At 45.8% G+C, this 19,803-nt stretch carries 18 protein-coding genes, 1 pseudogene and 1 riboswitch; of the genes and pseudogenes, 13 read left to right on the plus strand and 6 right to left on the minus strand.

Annotation, left to right across the window (positions count from 1 at the left end; genetic code table 11):
* Positions 1–350 precede the first annotated feature (350 nt).
* A complete protein-coding gene (locus BLW54_RS07375) occupies positions 351–1,112 on the plus strand; it encodes an ABC transporter ATP-binding protein (RefSeq protein WP_035505809.1) in 762 nt (253 codons plus the stop codon).
* Positions 1,113–1,862 carry an ABC transporter permease gene (locus BLW54_RS07380; RefSeq protein ID WP_074733754.1) on the plus strand — a complete coding sequence of 250 codons (750 nt, stop codon included), beginning with the start codon at positions 1,113–1,115 and terminating at the stop codon, positions 1,860–1,862.
* A gap of 123 nt (positions 1,863–1,985) precedes the next feature.
* Here the strand turns inward: BLW54_RS07380 and BLW54_RS07385 are convergent, their stop codons facing one another.
* Positions 1,986–2,567 carry a YgjP-like metallopeptidase domain-containing protein gene (locus BLW54_RS07385; RefSeq protein WP_035505804.1) on the minus strand — a complete coding sequence of 194 codons (582 nt, stop codon included), beginning with the start codon at positions 2,565–2,567 and terminating at the stop codon, positions 1,986–1,988.
* Positions 2,568–2,585: 18 nt separating this feature from the next.
* Complete coding sequence (gene yfkAB / locus BLW54_RS07390; protein ID WP_035505803.1) at positions 2,586–3,710, minus strand: radical SAM/CxCxxxxC motif protein YfkAB; 1,125 nt, start codon at positions 3,708–3,710, stop codon at positions 2,586–2,588.
* Between the two features lie 238 nt (positions 3,711–3,948).
* Between yfkAB and BLW54_RS07395 the strand changes: the two genes are divergently transcribed.
* The 3 genes and pseudogenes from BLW54_RS07395 (at position 3,949) to thiT (ending at position 6,385) form a co-directional block, all read left to right on the plus strand.
* Complete coding sequence (locus tag BLW54_RS07395) at positions 3,949–4,851, plus strand: SDR family oxidoreductase (protein WP_074733757.1); 903 nt, start codon at positions 3,949–3,951, stop codon at positions 4,849–4,851.
* Positions 4,805–5,544: pseudogene (locus BLW54_RS07400) on the plus strand (alpha/beta hydrolase). The gene BLW54_RS07395 and the pseudogene BLW54_RS07400 overlap by 47 nt, the downstream one beginning before the upstream one ends.
* Positions 5,545–5,628: 84 nt before the next feature.
* Positions 5,629–5,730, plus strand: a riboswitch (TPP riboswitch).
* 88 nt (positions 5,731–5,818) lie between these two features.
* Positions 5,819–6,385 carry an energy-coupled thiamine transporter ThiT gene (gene thiT / locus BLW54_RS07405; RefSeq protein WP_035505797.1) on the plus strand — a complete coding sequence of 189 codons (567 nt, stop codon included), beginning with the start codon at positions 5,819–5,821 and terminating at the stop codon, positions 6,383–6,385.
* 364 nt (positions 6,386–6,749) lie between these two features.
* Here thiT and BLW54_RS07410 read toward each other — a convergent pair whose 3' ends face one another.
* Positions 6,750–7,097, minus strand: coding sequence for a YflT domain-containing protein (locus BLW54_RS07410; RefSeq protein WP_035505795.1), 348 nt, complete (start codon positions 7,095–7,097; stop codon positions 6,750–6,752).
* A gap of 150 nt (positions 7,098–7,247) precedes the next feature.
* Here BLW54_RS07410 and BLW54_RS07415 point away from each other — a divergent pair, with 150 nt between their 5' ends.
* The 6 genes from BLW54_RS07415 to BLW54_RS07440 all read left to right on the plus strand — a co-directional run bounded on the left by BLW54_RS07415 (position 7,248) and on the right by BLW54_RS07440 (position 13,316).
* A complete protein-coding gene (locus BLW54_RS07415; protein WP_074733759.1) occupies positions 7,248–7,442 on the plus strand; it encodes a putative peptidoglycan binding domain-containing protein in 195 nt (64 codons plus the stop codon).
* 60 nt (positions 7,443–7,502) lie between these two features.
* Positions 7,503–8,138: a flavodoxin family protein gene (locus BLW54_RS07420; protein ID WP_035505791.1), complete on the plus strand. Its 636-nt coding sequence runs from the start codon at positions 7,503–7,505 to the stop codon at positions 8,136–8,138.
* 199 nt (positions 8,139–8,337) lie between these two features.
* Positions 8,338–8,928, plus strand: coding sequence for a DUF2087 domain-containing protein (locus BLW54_RS07425; protein WP_035505789.1), 591 nt, complete (start codon positions 8,338–8,340; stop codon positions 8,926–8,928).
* Positions 8,929–9,120: 192 nt separating this feature from the next.
* Positions 9,121–9,909 carry a formate dehydrogenase accessory sulfurtransferase FdhD gene (gene fdhD / locus BLW54_RS07430; protein WP_231622333.1) on the plus strand — a complete coding sequence of 263 codons (789 nt, stop codon included), beginning with the start codon at positions 9,121–9,123 and terminating at the stop codon, positions 9,907–9,909.
* Positions 9,910–9,912: 3 nt separating this feature from the next.
* Positions 9,913–12,852, plus strand: a complete 2,940-nt coding sequence (gene fdhF / locus BLW54_RS07435; protein ID WP_074733761.1) for a formate dehydrogenase subunit alpha — start codon at positions 9,913–9,915, stop codon at positions 12,850–12,852.
* A complete protein-coding gene (locus BLW54_RS07440) occupies positions 12,849–13,316 on the plus strand; it encodes a helical membrane plugin domain-containing protein (RefSeq protein WP_244153494.1) in 468 nt (155 codons plus the stop codon). Before fdhF ends, BLW54_RS07440 begins: the two co-directional genes overlap by 4 nt.
* 50 nt (positions 13,317–13,366) lie before the next feature.
* On the opposite strand, the gene BLW54_RS07445 is transcribed toward BLW54_RS07440, so the two are convergent.
* Together BLW54_RS07445 and BLW54_RS07450 are read right to left on the minus strand one after the other, a co-directional pair.
* Positions 13,367–13,843: a DUF456 domain-containing protein gene (locus BLW54_RS07445; protein ID WP_035505784.1), complete on the minus strand. Its 477-nt coding sequence runs from the start codon at positions 13,841–13,843 to the stop codon at positions 13,367–13,369.
* 152 nt (positions 13,844–13,995) lie between these two features.
* Entirely contained in the window at positions 13,996–14,994 is a 999-nt protein-coding gene (locus BLW54_RS07450; RefSeq protein WP_074733766.1) for an aldo/keto reductase, read from the minus strand.
* Between the two features lie 112 nt (positions 14,995–15,106).
* Between BLW54_RS07450 and BLW54_RS07455 the strand changes: the two genes are divergently transcribed.
* Positions 15,107–17,461 carry a penicillin acylase family protein gene (locus BLW54_RS07455; RefSeq protein WP_074733768.1) on the plus strand — a complete coding sequence of 785 codons (2,355 nt, stop codon included), beginning with the start codon at positions 15,107–15,109 and terminating at the stop codon, positions 17,459–17,461.
* A gap of 99 nt (positions 17,462–17,560) precedes the next feature.
* Complete coding sequence (locus BLW54_RS07460) at positions 17,561–18,130, plus strand: hypothetical protein (RefSeq protein ID WP_074733770.1); 570 nt, start codon at positions 17,561–17,563, stop codon at positions 18,128–18,130.
* A 44-nt stretch (positions 18,131–18,174) separates the two neighbouring features.
* On the opposite strand, the gene brnQ is transcribed toward BLW54_RS07460, so the two are convergent.
* Positions 18,175–19,557, minus strand: coding sequence for a branched-chain amino acid transport system II carrier protein (gene brnQ, locus BLW54_RS07465; protein WP_051744182.1), 1,383 nt, complete (start codon positions 19,555–19,557; stop codon positions 18,175–18,177).
* Between the last annotated feature and the right edge of the window lie 246 nt (positions 19,558–19,803).

The raw sequence follows: 19,803 nt of genomic DNA on the forward strand, positions 1-19,803 counted from the left end.
TGTTTAGCACGTAACGACCGAAAAAGATCGCTCTAGGTTTCTTTACTACAAGGATTGTAAAGATTTGAAGATAGGATCATGAAGCGTTGAGATATAACACCGACTGAATAGCTGGTCATGATATAAAGGCCGCCTTTACTATTCAGTTTTATTTTTAACCTGGTAGTAAGTTATACAGATTACCAGTAACACTTAGTAGTGGGAAATAAAATTTAGCTCAGAAAGGCGCTCGAAGGGATAACTACTCCGCTTTGTCTGAAGGTGAGCAATAGATCGCTTATCTGACAAAGCTCTCTATTTCCGATTTCACAAAGCGGCCTTTCTGCGGTTTTTATAAAGGAGGAAAATGGATGAATCATGCAGCGATTTTTGTAGAAGGGTTAAAAAAATCCTTTAAAGACAAGGAAGTATTAGATGGGGTGGATTTTGAGGTGCGGCGGGGTGAAATTTTTGCCCTGCTGGGCTCAAATGGAGCGGGCAAGACGACGATGGTCAACATCCTCTCAACATTGATGAAGCCTGATGGCGGCGAAGCGGGTATTGGTGGCTTTGACGTTCAGCGTCAATCGAATCAGGTTCGCAAGAGTATTAGCCTGACAGGGCAGTTCGCAGCGTTAGACGGCATGCTCACAGGGCGGGAAAACTTGATGTTGATCGCCAAGCTGAGGGGAGTTTCCCATCCCGCCCAAGTTGCTGACCATCTGCTAGCAAAATTCAGCTTGAAAGAAGCGGCCAACCGACGGGCCGACAATTATTCTGGCGGGATGAAGCGCCGGCTTGACATCGCCATGAGCCTGATTGGAACACCAGCCGTCATTTTTCTCGATGAACCGACGACAGGGCTGGACCCCGAAGCACGGATGGAAGTCTGGGAAACTGTTAAGGAGCTTGCCGGTGGTGGTACGACCATCTTGCTGACAACCCAGTATCTGGAGGAAGCTGAACAACTTGCGGACCGTATTGGCATCCTGCATGGCGGAAAAATCATCACGACTGGTACCCTCACTGAACTGAAGGAGATGTTCCCGCCAGCGAAAATGGAGTACATCGAGAAGCAGCCGACATTGGAGGAAATTTTCCTCGCGATCATCGGCAAAAAGGGGGAGAGGTAAATGAAAAATAAAACAGGGGTATTGATGGGGCGTTTAATGCGCAACATCATGCGCAGCCCAGATACGATTATCACGGTGGCAGTTACGCCGGTTATGATGATGCTGCTGTTTGTCTACGTATTTGGCGGCGCTATAGAGACAGGAGCGGACAACTACGTCAATTATTTATTGCCGGGAATCCTGCTGATGGCTATCGCATCCGGTGTCGCTTACACTTCCGTACGGCTGTTTACGGATGTAAAGAGCGGGCTGATGGCGCGTTTTATTACCATGCCCATAAAGCGATCGTCGGTATTATGGGCACATGTGTTGATATCGCTTGTTTCCAATGCCCTTACTGTTGTGATAGTTATCCTCGTTGCCCTCTTGATAGGGTTCCGTACAAATGCCAATATCCTGGATTGGCTCGCGGTAGCTGGGATACTCGGGCTATTTACACTGGCGCTGACATGGCTGGCGGTCATTCCTGGATTGAAGGCGGGGTCTATGGAAGGGGCCACAGCCTACTCGTACCCGCTGATATTCCTGCCGTTTATCAGCTCGGCTTTTGTCCCTACGGAAACGATGCCTGAAATTGTCCGTGCGTTCGCTGAGAATCAGCCTGTGACTTCAATTGTAAATGCGATTCGGGCCCTCTTGTATGAAGGGTCTGTTGGCAACGACATTTGGACTGCGCTTGCCTGGTGCATCGGAATCATGGTCATCGCTTACTTCTTCGCCAGTCAAGCATTTAAACGCCAGTTAGGATAAGCACAGCTGCTTTGATGAATGGAATGAGTGTACACGGGTGGCTGCTTAAATGTTGGGGAAATCAAGATGGAAATTTGAAAAATAAAGGGAACGTCCACGGTTGGACGTTCCCTTTTGTAATGGTCAGCTTGTCTTTTCTTCATATAAATCCTGAATCTTCTGTTGCATGTTTTCTTTTGACGTATGGATGAGCCGCCAGTTCAAATGAATGACTTCTTGTTCCTTCTTCCCGATTCTCGTGTAGTCTTCTTCAGCTTCCACCTGGAAATCCGTCCATGCTTTATATTTCTCATGGGCTTTTTTGTACAGCCAGTGTTTGGCTTGGGTACGCAGCTGATCGGCTGATTTTTGTTCTGTCCAGCTTTCTGGATAGGAAAAACGGAACTTTCCTTTTTGCAAAGCGAAGGTGACTTCCGCGGATCCTTCTAGGATCAGCTGGTATGAGCGGCCGAGGTAGGGAATTCTTTGGTTTTCTGAAAGTCCGAGGCTGTCAATCACATAGAGGTTCTCATGTGTTTGCTGCCATTTTTCGAGAATCCAGTCCGCTTTTTTCTCTACGAAGGCCTGAATTTTAGCTTGGTCTTTCTGTGGAGACGCGGTAACCTTTATTCCATTTAAATCATCGAGATAAATTTTGATAAAGGAGACCTCGCTTCTTTGCACATCGTAAGTGATGGTTTGGTTCTTGTACGTAAAGGTCGGCATAACGTCCTCCTTATCCTGTTATAAGGTGATGTTCGTTTGACGCTTTTGAAAATCGACGTTCTCATAATATGTGTTTTTGACGAGCACATTCGGTCCGAGACACTTGACGGCCGGGCAGTGGCAGTTGAGGCTTTTGGCTGTATCTGTCTTAAGCCAGTTCTCGTAGGCGTCCGTGAGTTTCGTATTTTGAATGTTTCCAAGGCCTGGTTCATCCCCAAAATCAGTGACAATAATATCTCCTGAGAAAATGTTAACATTCAAGCGGGAGCGGCCGTCTGGATCATTTCTTACGGTCACATTTTTTTCGCTGTACAGGCGTTTCAGCATGTCTAAATCGTCTTGAGAGGAACTGCATGGGTAATAAGGCAATGTTCCGAATAACATCCACATGTCTTCGTCACGATGGTCAAGGAGACGGTTGATTCCTTCACGCATTTCCTCAAGGCTTAATGTTTCCAGACTGCTGGCGAAATCTACAGGGTACATCGGATGTATCTCGTGTCTCGCACACTTCATTTCCTTCACATGGTCGTGAATGGATTCCAGGTAGGGAAAGGTGCGCCGGTTCAGCATCGTTTCGGCTGATACCATGACTCCTTCTTCTGAAAGCCGTTGGGAATTCTCGACCATACGGTCAAAAAACTTTTTCCTGTTTTCTTCTGAAGGTTTTCGTTCCATACGGGCAAATCCTGTATGAATGAATTCCTCAATCGTGCCCCAATTATGAGAGATATGTAAAACATCTAAATAAGGAATGATTGGGATGTACCGTTCGTAAGGAAGCGTCAAGTTTGAGTTGATTTGTGTGCGTACGCCTCGTTCATGCGCATATTTCAGGAGCGGAACGACATAATTCTCCACAGATTTTTTTGACATCATTGGTTCGCCCCCGGTGATGCTTAATGTCCTAAGATGAGGAATTTCATCAAGTCGTTGGCGGATCAAGTCCATCGGCAATGCTTCTGGATCTTTCGCACCTAACGTATAACCGACGGCGCAGTGTTCACAGCGCATGTTGCAAAGCGTTGTCGTCGTAAATTCAATGTTCGATAACGTCATTTTTCCGTGTTCTTCAACATCCATGTACGCTTCCCACGGGTCGTAGGAGGGGGTAAGCGCCTGAAGCTTCATGTTGGTACTCATAAAATATGAAACTTCCTTTCTTTTAAATTTCGGTCGATAACCTTTACCATTCTAACATTAATATGTCAGAAACTATACATCATGCATTCGAAAAGTACAGGCGGATACTCCGATTATCCTAGGACAACATCTATTGAAAGTTTTAGAAAAGAGGGCTAGAGAGGTGTTGGAAAAAGGAAAATCCATGTGTAACCGCGAAAGATAAAGGGAACGGATTACCACGAGGGGGAGTTTGACCATGAAACAAACCGTACTTATTACGGGATCATCCAGCGGCTTCGGTTATCATACGGCCGTGAAATGTGCGGAAAAAGGTTTCCACGTGATTGCCACGATGAGAAATATGGACAAAGCATTCGCTTTTGATCGACTAGAGGAAGTTGTTAAGGAAAGAATTGAAGTGTGGCAGCTGGATGTCACGGATGAACAGTCGTTGGAACGTTTTTCTGAACAAGTGAATGAGCTTAATCGTCTGGATGTTTTAGTGAACAATGCCGGTTATGCTGTCGGAGGGTTCTTAGAACAGGTGCCTCTTGACACATACCGGCGCCAATTCGAAACGAATGTATTTGGGGTGATTGCCGTAACGAAAGCGGTTCTGCCAATTATGCGTAAGCAGGCTAGAGGGAAGATTTTAAATGTCAGCAGTGTCAGTGGCTTGATCGGCTTCCCTGGTTTGTCTGCCTATGTATCTTCCAAACATGCCCTGGAGGGATTATCTGAGAGTCTGCGATTGGAAGTGAAACCATTTGGCATTGATGTGGCTTTGATCGAACCAGGTTCTTATCAAACGAATATTTGGTCATCTGGACTGGAACTGCCGGAATCTGTGTATAATCCTGCATCCCCTTATTCTGATTACATAAAGGGGTTATGGAATGCTTTGAATAGAGAGGACCACGGAAATCCTCAGGACGTGTCTACCTTGATGACTGAACTTATGGAAAAAGAGGAGCTGGCTAAACTTCGGTATCCGATCGGTCCGGGTGTAAGAACCAATGTATGGATCAAACGCTTGTTGCCATGGAAGTGGTTGGAGACTACCGTTTTGCAAAAACTTCTTGGGAAGGAAAAAACTAAAGGAGCTGGGTTGAATGGAAAAGGTGCTGAATGGAGCCGAAGAAATCCGGTTCGAGGGTAATAAAGTCGGGATTCTCATCTCGCACGGTTTTACCGGAACAACGCAAAGCATAAAACCATTAGCAGAAGCCTATGCAAGGGGAGGGTATACCGTTTATTGTCCCCGGTTGAAAGGGCACGGAACTACTCCGGAAGATATGGAAACCACAAGTTACCAAGATTGGATAGCGTCTGTGGAAAGCGCGTACGAGTGGCTTTTAGAGCGATGCAAGAAGGTGTTCGTTGTCGGTTTATCTATGGGTGGGACCCTCGCCCTTTACATGGCCAGTCAATACAAGAGGATTGCAGGGGTCATTCCGATTAATGCGGCCATAGATATTCCCGCTTTAGCAAACAGGACAGATGCGGAGGGCCGTTTCATCGCAGCTATTGGATCGATATTAAAGATCCAGAGACCGTCGAACTGGCTTATGAACGTACGCCAGTAAGGTCGATCGGTGAGCTTGTTTCCTTGATGGATAAGGTAAAACAGCGCTTGGACGAGATTCACTGTCCGATTTTGATTTTCGTATCCGATGAGGACCATGTCGTTCCCCCATATAACTCGGAAGTCATTTTTGAATCCGTATTTTCGGAACATAAAGAGCTCATTCATCTTGAAAACAGCTATCATGTCGCAACATTGGACCAAGATAAGGAAATGATTATGGAGCGAAGTTTGGAGTTTTTCGAAATGTATACCAATACTAAATGATAGATTGCCCGGGAAATAAAAGGTTTTGTAATCTAGCAAAAAGTTTATTATAATAGGAAGCAAATCAAGAAAAGTAAACGGTATAAAGCCTTCAAGGGGAGCCTTCCGGCTGAGAGTGAACGGATATGTTCTGACCCTTCGAACCTGTCAGTTAATACTGGCGTAGGGATGGCGGCTTTTTTGATGGTGCAATGCAAAATTGGGATTCCTCCATCAGGAAGCTTCCCTATTAGGTGTTGCTTTTTTTGTGTCTTTTTTTAGGAGGTATGTTGAAATGAGAAATCATCGGGTCTTATTCACAGTTGAGATTGCGATCTTTTCCGCCCTTGCGTTACTGCTGGACATCATCCCATTTTTATCTTTTAAATTGTGGGCACAGGGAGGATCTGTCTCTTTTGCAATGGTCCCTGTCTTCATTATGGCGTTTCGCTGGGGATTGAAAGGCGGCCTGACTACGGGATTCTTGTTAGGAATCTATCAAATTCTCACAGGCGCCTATATTATGACACCTGTTCAGGCTTTCCTTGACTATGTCGTCGCTTTTACGGTCATCGGGGCAGCTGGGCTTGTGGCGAAACCCCTATGGGAAGCCATCAAATCGAAGGAGTCTAAGCGGTTGGTCAGGTGGATCATTGTCGGCTGTTTGATTGGCAGTGTGCTGAGGTTTTTCGGACACTTTTTTGCAGGGATTGCTTTTTACGGTGAATTCGCGCCAGAAGGGCAGCCCGTTTGGTTGTATTCACTCGTTTATAATGGTGGCTACATGCTGCCGGCTTTCCTATTAAGCAGTATTGTCGTCAGCCTATTGTTTATAAAGCGACCAACATTGCTCACCCATTAATTCAAACCCCCGTGCGATTGAGAAAATCGTACGGGGTTTTTGTTTATTTTTGTTCAGCTGTTGAAAAAAGGAGACAGTTTCGAAATGTTTGGGGATGATGATTTGAGAAAGGGGGGGGGAAATTAAATAGGCACTCTTATTGGGGGAGGCTCCCTTATGGACCGTTTGAAAGGGCTCCGGAGATAAAAGTGGTTTTGGATCATTCTTGTTATCATCGCAATACTAGGCACATCTTAAAAATAGCACGCAGGCTTGGAGGTGGTGCGGAACGTAATCGAATGTCCTTTTTAATCACATCCCAGCGGATTTCTCCTGCTTATAAAAAAACAGCACACAAGTTGAAAACCTGTGCGCTGTTTTTTTCTTATAGTAAAGGTTCTGCTTTCGCAGGATTGGTTACGAGGAGAAGAACTTTTCCCTCATCTAAATCTTCTTCATACTCTGCTGCTTCTTGTTCGGAGACGCCCATTTCCTGTAATTTTGTACGTAATTCATCACCTTGTTTACTGAAGAGATTGCTGACTACCTGTTTCGTGTCCTGTTCAGATAAACCAATAGTGTTGGCATTCACGTTTTTGGCGATGCGGTCTGTACGGTCGTCATCGTGAGCAAGGATATAAATGTCCTGATTATCGATTCCTTCGTCTTTCAACCTCTTTACATCCTTCATTAATGTTTCATCATTCGTGTATTCGCGAACCGTTGGTTTCATCTCTCATCTCTCCTTTCTAATAGCTGCTACGTAGTGAATAATACCCGTGTTTTTTGCATTTAAACATAAAATTCACTAGCTCTGCTGATCAGCTCTCTAAAGCAGGGATTTGTAAAAAAACCTGAAGACATAAAAATGAGAGGGAAGGTGATGAAATCAAAAGTGATGGCTCCTTTTTCGATTGTTGCCACTGCTCCTCTCCCTGCTTTCGCCGATGGAATACCTGCGATTCATGAGTTTTCTGAAGCGTTGACTTCTTATTTGCATACGGAAAACTTTAAAGAGCGGGAGCTTGGGAAAGGAAACATAGACCGTGTTGTTTTAAAGGACATGATACAGTCCTGATACTTGATGATTGAATAAATGTCTATGCGGGAATGAGCGGAAGTACGAGGAGGGAGAAAGATGGAAAAAATCAAAGCACTCGTACTGAACACTTCATTAAAAAAATCGACCCAAAGGGAGCCATCCAATACAGAAGGGCTTAGTCGGGAAGTGACAAGTCTTTTAGAGAAAGAACAAGTGGAAACGGAAGTGATACGGTTAGCGGATTATTATATCCCCTTTGGGATAAGCGCTGATTTAGGGGGAGAAGATGAGTGGCCTGTCATTTTTGAAAAAGTGAAAGAAGCAGACATCATTTTAATCGCAAGCCCCATATGGCTAGGTGAAAAAAGCAGCCTGGCCGCTGTAACAATGGAGAGGCTGTATGGAAGCAGTGGAGAAACCAATGAGAAGGGGCAGGGGATCTTTTATAATAAAGTTGGCGGTGTCATCATTACAGGCAATGAGGATGGTGCCAAAAAAGCAGCTTCTTCCATTCTGTTTGGTTTATCTCATATTGGTTTTGTTATTCCCCCGAACGTTGATGCCTATTGGCTTGGAGAAGCTGGCCCAGGACCATCTTACTTAGAGGCGGATGGCATTAAAAATGAATTTACTAAAAAACATGTGAAGATGCTTGCCTATAATACGATGCATCTGGCAAGGATATTGAAAGTTCACCCCATTCCTGCTGAAGGAAATGTTGTAGAAGAATAGTCGATGTTGGTCGTCAACCCTCAGGTTTGGCGGCCTTCTTTATCCTTAAGAGATGATACGAAGGGATCAGCCAGAAGAGAAAGAGGAAGGCCGAATAAGTTTCATAGTTGGATAGACCATCCATTCGAACAAAGGGTTGACTAGACCATCTAATTAGATTAATGTTTAATTAGATATTAATTGAATTAGGGGTGGGGATATGCAATTAGAAAAAATGGTGGCTTTTCATAAAGCTGTCGGTGATCCGACTAGGCTGCGAATTATCGCTTTACTTCGGCGAGGACCCCTTCACGGACAGGCCATTGCCGGGAAGCTTGGACTGCGTCCGCCGACGATCACCCATCATTTAAAAAAGTTGAGAGATACAGGGCTTGTGGTTTCACGACGAGATAAGAATACCATTTATTTTCATTTGGATGAGCGGAAATTGGAATTTATGTCAACTGCCATCCTAAGGATTGGAGATGATGAACGAGTGGTTGCCGAACAATTGAAAGTGAACAAGGAAGATCAAGCGAAAATCACCCGGAATTTTGTAACAGTGGATGGGAAATTGAAACAGATGCCCCGTCAGTTGAAGAAAAAGAATGTGGTTCTTGCTTATTTTGTGCAATGGTTTGAACACGGGAAAACGTACGAAGAAAGAGAGGTAAACGAATATATCCAAACCTTTTATGATGATTTTGCGACTGTGAGACGGGAATGGGTGATGCAGCAATTTATGTACAGAGAAAATAATCGTTATGAGCTGAACCCAGTGGAAATGTGGCCAGTCGTTGTGCAGAGGTGAATAATTTTTGAAAATGGAAGGAGATTCAAATCTAATTCGTTGTAGGATCTCAAGGAAGGAATCCGAATATCCAAAAGCGAAATAAAAGAATAACCGTCCGTGCCAGGCACCTGTCCCAGTTTAGTGGATGGGTGTTTGTTTGATCGATGGGGCGGGAATGTATAAAGGAAGCTTTGGGAAGGAGGGAAATGGGTGAGAACAAGATCCTGGCAGATGGATAGATTTCAAGAACGTAAATGGACCTCTGTGGAGGATGAGATTGCAGAAGAGTATCCGTTGACGGTTATCGTCAATGAGAAAGAATTTGCGACGATGGTCTGTACGCCTCTGGATATGGAAGTGTTGGTTACCGGCTTTCTTGCTTCTGAAGGCATCATTCGCCGGGTGAATGAAATCAAGCAACTGGAGGTTGATGAGAACCGTGGATTCGCTTATGTCGAGACGACAACAAAACTCCCGCCTGCACACAGCGGGCAGAAAAGGTGGCTTGGCTCCTGCTGTGGAACTAGCCGGGCTTTTTACTTTCAGAGTGATGCGATGACTGCCCGTACGGTGATGGATGAAACCATTTTCTCTCCTGACCTTTGTTACAGGCGGATGGAGGAGTTTCAAACCGATGCAGATATGTTCCAGCGGACGGGCGGTGTACATCAAGCAGCAATCGCATGTAAGAAAGGAATTTTGAAAGCGTATACAGATATTGGCCGACATAATGCCCTGGATAAGCTCTATGGATACTTATTAAAGGAAAATATAAGTAGAAAAGGGAAGATGATTCTATTTACCGGCAGGATTTCCTCGGAAGTTCTTTTGAAAATATCGAAGATGGGAGTAGGGATCTTGTTATCCAAGTCAGCACCAACAGACTTAGCCTTGGAGCTTGCGGATGATTTGAATATGACGGCTGTCGGTTTCCTGCGTGGAAAGCGGATGAATGTCTACACCCATTCCCGTCGTATAGCTGTAACGAAGGAGGAATGACGAGTGAATGAACACATAGTCGTGACCATTAATGGAAAGGAATATTTGGCTGAACCTGATCAGAATTTGCTGGAGTTGATCAATTCAACAGATGAACAAGTGCCGCAGATTTGTTATAACGAATCTCTCGGTCCCATCCAGACATGCGATACATGTATCGTTCAGGTCGATGGGGAACGAACGAGGGCGTGCGGCACGACCATCAAGACTGGGATGAAAGTCCAGACGAAACTTCCTCATGTACATAAGGCTCAGAAGGAATCCCTTGAACGCATCTTAGAGAAACATGAATTGTACTGTACGGTTTGTGATTATAATAACGGGTCCTGCGAAATTCATAATACTATGGCTGACTTCGGACTGGATCATCAGTCCCAGTCTTTTCAACCGACAAGTTATGAGAAAGATGAATCGGGTACGTTTTATCGCTATGATCCCGATCAATGTATTCTTTGCGGGCGTTGTGTGGAAGTCTGCCAGGACGTGCAGGTGAATGAAACCCTCACGATAGACTGGGATCGTCAGGAACCGCGGGTCATCTGGGATCATGATGTCCCCATCGACGAGTCTTCCTGTGTCAACTGCGGTCAATGCTCCACGGTCTGCCCATGTAATGCCATGATGGAAAAAGGCATGGAGGGGCAAGCTGGTTTTATGACTGGTACAGAGCCCGGTCTCCTGAAGTCGATGATCAACCTCACAAAAAAAGTGGAGACGGGGTACGGTCCTCTTTTTGCTGTCTCTGATTCAGAGGCAGCGATGCGGGAACATGTCATTAAAAAAGAAAAAACCGTCTGTACCTACTGTGGAGTCGGTTGTTCTTTTGATGTCTGGACCAAAGGCCGGGAAATTCTCAAGGTCGAACCGAGTGCGGAATCTCCGGCGAATGGAATTTCCACCTGTATAAAAGGGAAGTTCGGCTGGGATTATGTCAATAGCGATGAGCGTCTGCAGTATCCCTTGATCCGCCGTGGGGACCATTTTGAGGAAGTGGAGTGGGAGGAAGCCATTGCCTATGTTGCCGATCGCATGACTGAAATTAAAGAAGAAAAAGGGGCTGACCATCTGGGATTCATTTCGTCGTCGAAAGCCACGAATGAAGAATCCTATGTCATGCAGAAATTAGCCCGCCAAGTGATCGGTACGAACAACGTGGATAATTGTTCCCGCTATTGCCAGGCACCCGCAACGAAAGGATTGTTCCGAACCGTCGGCTATGGAGGAGATTCCGGTTCGATTGATGACATCGCCGCAAGTAAGCTTGCACTGATAATCGGATCCAATACCGCAGAATCTCATCCTGTTCTGGCGTCACGAATGAAACGGTCGCAAAAACTGTTCGGGCAGAAATTGTTTGTGTTTGATTTGAGAAAACATGAGATGGCGAGACGCGCGGACCGTTTTTATCAACCGAAGACTGGTACCGATCTCGTCTGGTTGTCTGCGGTAACGAAATACATCCTCGATCAAGGATGGGAAGATAAGCCATTCTTGGAGGAATGGGTCAATGGATTCGATGAATACCGTAGGAGTCTGGAGCCGTTCACAATGGATTATGCTTCCAATCTGACGGGCATCCCTGAAGAGGAATTGAAAAGGGTCGCCAAGGAAGTGGCCCATTCAGAAACGGTCGCGGTATGCTGGGCAATGGGTGTCACCCAGCATATGCTTGGGAGTGATACGAGTACGGCGATCAGTAATTTGCTTTTAATTACAGGGAATTACGGCAAGCCGGGGACGGGGGCGTATCCCTTGCGGGGGCACAATAACGTCCAGGGATGTAGTGATTTTGGCAGTATGCCGAACTTCTTCCCCGGTTATGAACCAACAACCGATGATGAGGTTCGTGCCCGTTATGAAAAAGCGTGGGGGGCGGTGATCCCGAAAGAACCTGGCATGGATAATCATGAAATGATTGAGTCGATTCACAGGGGCGACCTTTCTATGATGTATGTAATGGGAGAAGATACGGGGATTGTCGATGCCAACATCCATTACGTGACGGCTGCTTTTGAAAAACTCGATCTGTTTATTGTGCAGGATTTATTTTTTACGAAGACGGCCGAATATGCCGATGTTGTTCTGCCTGCTGCTCCAAGTCTTGAAAAAGAGGGAACATTTACGAATACGGAGCGGCGCATTCAGCGTCTTTACCAAAGTTTTGCCCCTTTGGAGGGGACAAAGCCGGATTGGGAAATCATTCAGCTGATTGCGAAGGAACTGGGCCGTGACTGGGGGTATACCCATCCTTCAGAGATTATGCACGAAGCAGCAAGTCTGGCTCCACTGTTTGCAGGTGTCCATTATGATCGGTTGGAAGGCTATGGCTCGCTACAGTGGCCGGTCGCCGAGGATGGGACCGATCAGCCGCTCTTATTCACGGAAGGTTTTCCTTTCGATGATCACAAAGCGAAACTGTATCCGTTGAAATATGAAGTGATGTATGACACCGATGAGGAATACGACTTGCATGTTAATAATGGCCGCCTGCTTGAGCATTTCCACGAAGGGAATATGACGTATAAATCGAGCGGCATCAAACGGAAGACGCCGAGTGCTTTTATTGAGGTTTCGAAAGAGCTCGCCAAGGAGCGCGGCATTGAAGAAGGGGCCGAAGTTAAGCTCCTTTCCGAATCAGGGGAAGCGACAGGAGTGGTCACCGTCACCGACCGTGTCCGCGGCAAGGAATTGTTTCTCCCGTTAAACGACAACGGGAAATCGGCCATCAACTACTTGACCGACAATCGTGTCGACAAAGATACCAATACACCCGCCTATAAGGAAGTGGCTGTGAAGATGAAAGTCTTGAAGAAAAAAGGGAAATCACCTATTCCGTATAATAACCATCGACGGGGAAATCCTGTTCCGCAAATAGGAGTCAAAGTGGAGAAGAAATGGCAGCGGGAAGATTATGTATTCCCAGGCAGTCAGGGGGGCCGATGATGGCAAAGGCTATTTCAAAGATTAAAAGGTACGAAGTGTCAAGAGAAGACCAGGTTGAACAAGATGTTCAGGAAGTGAAGGAAGCGGTAGCTGACCATAAGGATTCGATTTTAAAAGGGGTCGAGCTGTTGAAAGCCCTGGATGATGAGGGGAGCCTTGATGCCATGACCGCATTTGTGAAAGCAAAGGACGAAACATTAGCGAATGTGGTGAAAGAAATCGATAAAGATCAGTATGAACCACTGCTCCGCAATTTACCGGAACTTGTATTCTTACTAGGAGAAATCGATATGAGGGGAATACGAGAATTGAGCTTGAGGTTGAATCATGGTTTGGAGACCATGAAAGGAAGAGGAACAACAGACCACACCTCATTTCTTGACCTTGCGAAAGCTTTGAAAGATCCAGAAATCAACCGAAGCATTACGATGCTTCTTCATTTCTTGAAAGGAATGGGAAAGTAGAGAAAAAAGCGCTCCCAATGCAGAGCGCTTTTTCCTTCCAACGTCATCCTCTATATTTCAAAGAAAAACCAAATGATCATCATCGCCTGGATGACGATTTTGGCCACTGTGCCGCTGAGAAATCCGAAAAAGGATCCCACGGCTGCTTTAAAGGCTTCTTCCGCCGCTCTTTTTTGAACGAGCTCTACAAGGATGACGAGTACAAAGGGAACAATAAGTATGCCGAGGGGCGGAATGATGAAAGAGCCGACAATGACTCCGATGGCGGCAGCCCGCTCGCCCCATTTGCTTCCTCCATACTTTTTCACAAAATAGCTGTTGGCGATAATGTCAGATATAATGAGCAGGACTGTCAAAACAGCAGCACCGATCCAGAAAAATATGGACAGCTCCCTGCCATCTATGAAAAAGCCATAAGTAAGAAAACCGATCCACAGGACAAGGGGAGCGGGGATGATCGGGAAGATGACACTCGCAAAACTTGCGATGAAACAGGCGATGATGATCACCCATATAAGAATATCCATAAGCACGTACCTCCTGAGGTTTGATTCATTCTTTTATACGATAGACGAGAATAAAAGGTTCTAAACTTTTCCCCTTTATCATTGTACCCGTCCTCTCTTTATCTATCATCAAAAACGGACCCCCAGGTCGTGAGGATCCGCTTCCTATTCCTTCATTCTACATCCTGGCGGTCAGGGGGAGCCATAAATTCCGGACCAACAGGGTCATGGATATGTTTAAACAAAATTTCGTCAATGTCGTGGTTCGTTTCTTCATCAATGGTGAAGCTGTCAACATCGGCGACCGGATGGAGTTGATCGGGACGGCGGCCGCCCATCAATGCAATGCCGGAACCGGGCTGATCAAGAACCCAGCGGATCGCCAGCTGTAAGACGCTTTTTCCGAAGCGGTTTTCGGCCAGTTGTTCGAGTTCTGACACGGCATTCAAGTATTGTTGGAATCGAGGCGGTTTGAATTTGGGGTCTTTATTTCTTAAGTCATCCCCTTCAAACTCGCGGTTTGCCGCCATTTTTCCAGACAGGAGACCGCGACATAAAGAGCCGTAAGATATGGTTGTGATGTTGTGATCCTCTACATATGGCAATGTTTTCGACTCGATGTCACGTTCGAACAAGTTGTAGGGGGGCTGCAGGGTGTGCAATGGGGCAGCTTCCCTGAAAATATCCATTTGTTCTGGCGAGAAGTTGCTGACACCAATCGCGCGGATTTTTCCTTGTTTATAGAGGTAAGCGAGAGCTTCCGCCGTTTCGTGGATTGGTGTGACCGGATCCGGCCAGTGGACCTGATAAATATCGATGTAATCTGTTTTCAGTCGTTTTAAGGAATTCTCTACTTCTTGATGGATACGATTCGTACTTCCATTCCGGAACACCGTTTCATCCTTCCAATCCACCCCTGCTTTTGTAGCGAGTAGGATGTCTTCTCTGTTTCCGTACTGTTCGACCGCTTTGCCAACGATTTCTTCTGCACGTCCGAAACCATACACAGGGGCGGTATCCAGAAAATTGATGCCTTGATCGAGAGCGGAATGGATCGTTCGAATCGATTCTCTTTCATCGGTTCCGCCCCACATCCATCCCCCGATGGCCCACGTGCCAAGACCGATACGGCTTGCTTCCATGGATGTATCACTTATTTTCATTTTTTCCATTCTTTCACCTCCATATAAGAACACATACGGTTCATACCCGTTTCGAAAATCATTTAATCTATTTATTGAAAATAAGATAATATAAATAGATAATCGTCAGGGGGATGGGGGAATGGAAACGGCGAAAAGGTTAGATCAAGGGAAAAGGTCGAAGCCGCGTTGGAAAAAAGTGGTCTGGTGGATGGGAGGCATTGTTGTTTTCCTGCTTGCTAGTGCGAGTCTATTTGTAAACGTTTATACATCTAGGAGTCTTCCGCAAGTAGAGGGGGAGACCCAGCTTACAGGACTACAGGCACAAGTAAACGTGACGAGGGATGAGCAGGGGGTTCCACATATTCAAGCAGAGAATGAGCTGGATTTGTTCCGGGCTCAAGGGTATGTGCAGGCACAGGACCGGCTCTTTCAGATGGAACTGGCACGACGGCAGGCATCCGGGCGCATAAGTGAAGTGGTAGGGGAAGTGACTGTCGATCAGGATCGTTACTTCCGGACACTCGGCCTGAGAAGAGCAGCTGAGAAATCGCTTGCTATTTATTCCGATGAAGCAGTAGCACGTTTACAGGCATTTGCTGATGGAGTGAATACATTTATCCAGAAGGAAGCCCTGCCGCCAGAATTTGCGATGATGGGGATCGATCCAGAACCTTGGACGCCGCTTGATTCTCTGACCATTGGCAAATACATGGCCTTTGACCTTGGCGGCCACTGGGAACGTCAAGCGTTCAACTATTTTTTGCTTCAGAATTTTTCCGAAGAGGAAGCCTATGAGTTGTTTCCAACATACCCTGACGAAGCGCCGACTGTGCTTGCTGACCATGAACCTGTCGATATTGAAAAAAATCTTACCCACGCGGTGATCCCAAATGAATTCAATGGCAGTAACAACTGGGTAGTGAGCGGCGAGCGGACCGCTTCTGGGAAACCGATGCTTGCTGATGATCCGCACTTAAGTATGGCTACGCCGTCTATTTGGTATCAGATGCACCTGGACGCACCCGGATATAACGTATCGGGAGTTATTTTTGCGGGAATTCCAGGGATCATCCTCGGACATAACGAAGATATCGCCTGGGGGGTAACGAATGTCGGACCCGATGTACAACAGCTTTACTTAGAAAAGAGAAATCCCCAGAATCCAAAGCAATTTTTATATGAAGGTGAATGGGAAGAGGCGGAGGTATGGACAGAAACGATTGAAGTCAAAGGCGGATCAACAGAGGAAATCGAAGTGGTGGAGACCCGTCATGGGCCCATCATTAGTGACTTTGCAGCTGAACCTGGAAATGACACCCTTTTGTCCCTTTGCTGGACGGCTCTTGAGGCGACGAAAGAACTTGAAGCTGTGCTCGAGATGAACCGGGCATCTGATTGGGCGTCATTTGAAAAAGGGTTGGAGAATTTTCTGGTGCCGGCCCAAAATTTTGTTTTTGCCAGTAAGGATGGCACGATTGCCTATAAAGCAAATGGCCAGATTCCGATTTACAACGACCCCGATGATGCTTTGCTTCCGCAGAAAGGATGGGAGGCAGAAGACGAATGGCAGGGATTCATTCCTTTTGAGGAACTGCCGATGACAATCAATCCTGACGAAGGGGCCATTGCCACAGCCAACAACAAGATTACCAGCGAGGATTATCCTTACCATATCAGCTATAACTGGGCCCAGCCCTATAGGTATCAACGGATTACCGAGATGCTCGAGGGCAAGGATGAATTAAGGACAGAAGATTTTCAAACGATGCAAATGGATGTAAAGAACCTGCAGGCGGAAGAGTTTTTACCCTTGTTGATGAAAAATACAAAAGTGGTGACAAATCTTGAAAAAGAAGTGATCCGCTTGTTGGACAATTGGAATCGGGAGGATGACAGGGATCTTGCTCAACCCCTGGTCTTTCATCGCTGGATGGCTAAAATTGAAGAGGAACTTTATAATGTGGATCTCCCTGCTTCGATGCAGGCTTTCTTCACAGGTTCTGGTCAAACGACAGATGAACTGTTAAGAATGGGAGAGGAATCACGCTGGATACAGAAAGCCGGCGGATTGGAGGTTGTCATTTCGGAGGCGTTCCAAAAGATGCTTGCAGAGCTGACAGAAGAGTACGGGAAAGATCCTTCGGAATGGAAATGGGGAGAGGCCCATGCTGTGGAATTCACGCACCCCTTATCAAGCATCGGTTTCCTTGAACGCTTCTTGAACCCTGGTGATCCTTATCCTGTCAGTGGCAGTCGCGTGACTGTAAGAGCTGCCGGGTTCAACCGTCAAGGCCTTGTCAACCATGGGGCCTCCTGGCGTTTCGTTATCGATATGACGGATACGAATGAAGCGTATCACGTCGTTGGACCAGGACAATCTGGCCATTTCCGGAGTGATTGGTACCATGATCAACTGACGAGTTGGGTGGAAGGAGACTATCATCTGACAAAGACGGAGGAATATACGGGAGATGTCCTCACGCTTTCTCCTTAGCATGAAGCCTTGTGCCTGCCTTCTTTTTGCGGAGAGAATTTTGAAACGTAGTCTCTTTCCAACCGTATGGTATGGAAGACAGGTTAAGAATGGGAGGAGATGTATATTTATCGAAAACAGGCCCGTGTCGCCATTCCCTTACTAATGCTTGTTGTCCTGCTGCTTATGATCGGTTGTTCTGCAGGTTCTAAAACGACAACTAAAGAAGAAAAGGGAATCATAGAAACGATTGTAAACCATCAGTTTACAGGACCTGATCATGAGTTGGTCAATTTATTGGAGGACCCTGCCCATGTGGTAAAGATCGGTACCGGAGAAACTTCTGCTAAAGAGGAGCCAACTGAGTTGGATTTATATTTAAAGGATATCTATGGCTCTTATTTTAATGAAGCGATGTACGAAGAATACATCGGTACTTATGCGATGAGTACTCATATGGAAGCGTACAATAATGATTATTCCACGGATGTTAAAGATGTGGTTGTAGAAGAAAGCGAAAGGACAGAAGGAGCCTATACTTTTACTGTACAGGTTAATTATGAAGGGAGAGATGAAGGGACTATAGAAGTGACAGGGCGAGTGAACATGGATGACCGAAGTACCGTAACCAACTATCAACTTATCGATGACGGCGGGTTGTCAAACGCATTGAATCAAATAAGAGAATAGAAAAAATGAAAGAAGCTCAGAGTCACTCTGAGCTTCTTTTCATTTTAATGAGAAAGGTTTTCCGCATTTTTTTGTAGAACGGGGGCTTCTTCTTGAATCCTGTCTTTCCAAAGAAAACCGATCATGGCCCCAATAAGGGCTGGTACAATCCAACCAAGCCCTGTTTCATAGAAGGGCAGATAGGAGGCATAGAAATCACTGATGTCTTCCATCCATGGATGAGATACCTGTGGAATCGTTCCCGCTAGCGCATTGTAGCCATCGATGGTGCTGACAAACAGGGTAAGGATCATCGCGCCAGCATAAACATTGCGCTTATGGTTGAAGAGACGGGAACCAACCCCTAGTAGGATCAAAACAATGGCCAGTGGATATAAAAACATCAGCACGGGGACGGCGTACTGGATGATATTTGTCAGTCCAAAGTTCGCCACCATAAAGGATAGGATCGATAGAATCAGTACAAATGTTTTGTAGTTGATCTTTGGATAGACTGAATGGAAAAACTCGCTACAGGCGATAATCAATCCGATGCTCGTTTTTAAACAAGCAAGGACGATGATCACCGCCAGCAAAATGGAACCGAAGGCACCAAAGTAATGCTGGGAAACCGCAGCAAAGGTGAGCCCGCCATTTTCCAAAAGACCAATGGCTTGGACACTGGAGGCACCCATATACGTAATTAAGCCGTAAATCAGCACCATGAGCCCCATGGTAAACAAACCGGACTTCCACGTGGTCTGGGCAATCACCTTCGTATCGGTAATTCCCCTGTTTTTAATCGCCTGGATAACGATAATGCCGAGAGCAAGCCCACCGAGAGCATCCATTGTGTTATACCCTTCTTTAAATCCGGTCATAAATGGCATCGTGCCATAGTCTCCGGTCGGGGCTCCAAAAGTGCCCATCGGTTGTATGATAGCTGTAATGATTAAGATAGATAAGAACAGTAAAAACGTTGGCGTTAAATATTTCCCGACAATATCCATGACTTTAGCAGAATTCAGTGAGAAATAGTAGACAATCGCAAAAAAGACGAAACTGAATAATGCAAGCCATAAACGGCTTTGGCCCGGATCGAGGAATGGTTCAAAACCGACCACAAAAGGAACGGTCGCTGTTCTTGGAATGGCAAAGAAAGGTCCAATCGTTAAATAAAGGATGAGTGCGAAGGTGATTCCAAATACGGGATGGACCCTGCTTGCTAAATCATTTAACCCCTGACTGCCCGAAATCGCAATGGCGAGAACTCCCAATAAGGGAAGACCGATCGCTGTCACAAGAAAGCCAATTAAGGCCGGCCAGAAGGAAGTTCCAGCTAGTTGTCCCAGTTGAATAGGGAAGATTAAATTTCCAGCGCCAAAAAACAGCCCAAAGAGCATCGTACCAATGACGGCATAAGTAGAGAATGATGGTTTCTGTTGCATATGCATGTCCCTTTCTATGATGTGAATGAAATTTTGCAGGGGAATAAAGCATAATATTAACAAGAATCTCTGCAATGGACAATAGCCTTGACCACATTTGTCGAAAATGTTTGATTTTTCGCTAATGACATCGATTTCATTGGTGTTTAATGGGAATTTTCCCAATAAAGAAAACAGGACTTTCTCTATAAGGAAGTCCTGTTTGTCATGAATCTGATTTAATTTTGCCCGGATAAACATATGAAT

The organism is Halobacillus karajensis, from assembly GCF_900108515.1.
Classification (GTDB): Bacteria; Bacillota; Bacilli; order Bacillales; family Halobacillaceae; genus Halobacillus; species Halobacillus karajensis.

Coding starts and splice junctions, on each gene's coding strand:
- brnQ (WP_051744182.1), bottom strand. CDS start 19,557: ATGCAACAGAAACCATCATTCTCTACTTATGCCGTCATTGGTACGATG.
- BLW54_RS07455 (WP_074733768.1), top strand. CDS start 15,107: ATGGAAACGGCGAAAAGGTTAGATCAAGGGAAAAGGTCGAAGCCGCGT.
- thiT (WP_035505797.1), top strand. CDS start 5,819: ATGAGAAATCATCGGGTCTTATTCACAGTTGAGATTGCGATCTTTTCC.
- yfkAB (WP_035505803.1), bottom strand. CDS start 3,710: ATGAGTACCAACATGAAGCTTCAGGCGCTTACCCCCTCCTACGACCCG.
- BLW54_RS07440 (WP_244153494.1), top strand. CDS start 12,849: ATGATGGCAAAGGCTATTTCAAAGATTAAAAGGTACGAAGTGTCAAGA.
- BLW54_RS07415 (WP_074733759.1), top strand. CDS start 7,248: ATGAAATCAAAAGTGATGGCTCCTTTTTCGATTGTTGCCACTGCTCCT.
- BLW54_RS07450 (WP_074733766.1), bottom strand. CDS start 14,994: ATGGAAAAAATGAAAATAAGTGATACATCCATGGAAGCAAGCCGTATC.
- BLW54_RS07380 (WP_074733754.1), top strand. CDS start 1,113: ATGAAAAATAAAACAGGGGTATTGATGGGGCGTTTAATGCGCAACATC.
- BLW54_RS07395 (WP_074733757.1), top strand. CDS start 3,949: ATGAAACAAACCGTACTTATTACGGGATCATCCAGCGGCTTCGGTTAT.
- BLW54_RS07425 (WP_035505789.1), top strand. CDS start 8,338: ATGCAATTAGAAAAAATGGTGGCTTTTCATAAAGCTGTCGGTGATCCG.
- BLW54_RS07375 (WP_035505809.1), top strand. CDS start 351: ATGAATCATGCAGCGATTTTTGTAGAAGGGTTAAAAAAATCCTTTAAA.
- BLW54_RS07460 (WP_074733770.1), top strand. CDS start 17,561: ATGTATATTTATCGAAAACAGGCCCGTGTCGCCATTCCCTTACTAATG.
- BLW54_RS07445 (WP_035505784.1), bottom strand. CDS start 13,843: ATGGATATTCTTATATGGGTGATCATCATCGCCTGTTTCATCGCAAGT.
- BLW54_RS07410 (WP_035505795.1), bottom strand. CDS start 7,097: ATGAAACCAACGGTTCGCGAATACACGAATGATGAAACATTAATGAAG.
- BLW54_RS07420 (WP_035505791.1), top strand. CDS start 7,503: ATGGAAAAAATCAAAGCACTCGTACTGAACACTTCATTAAAAAAATCG.
- BLW54_RS07385 (WP_035505804.1), bottom strand. CDS start 2,567: ATGCCGACCTTTACGTACAAGAACCAAACCATCACTTACGATGTGCAA.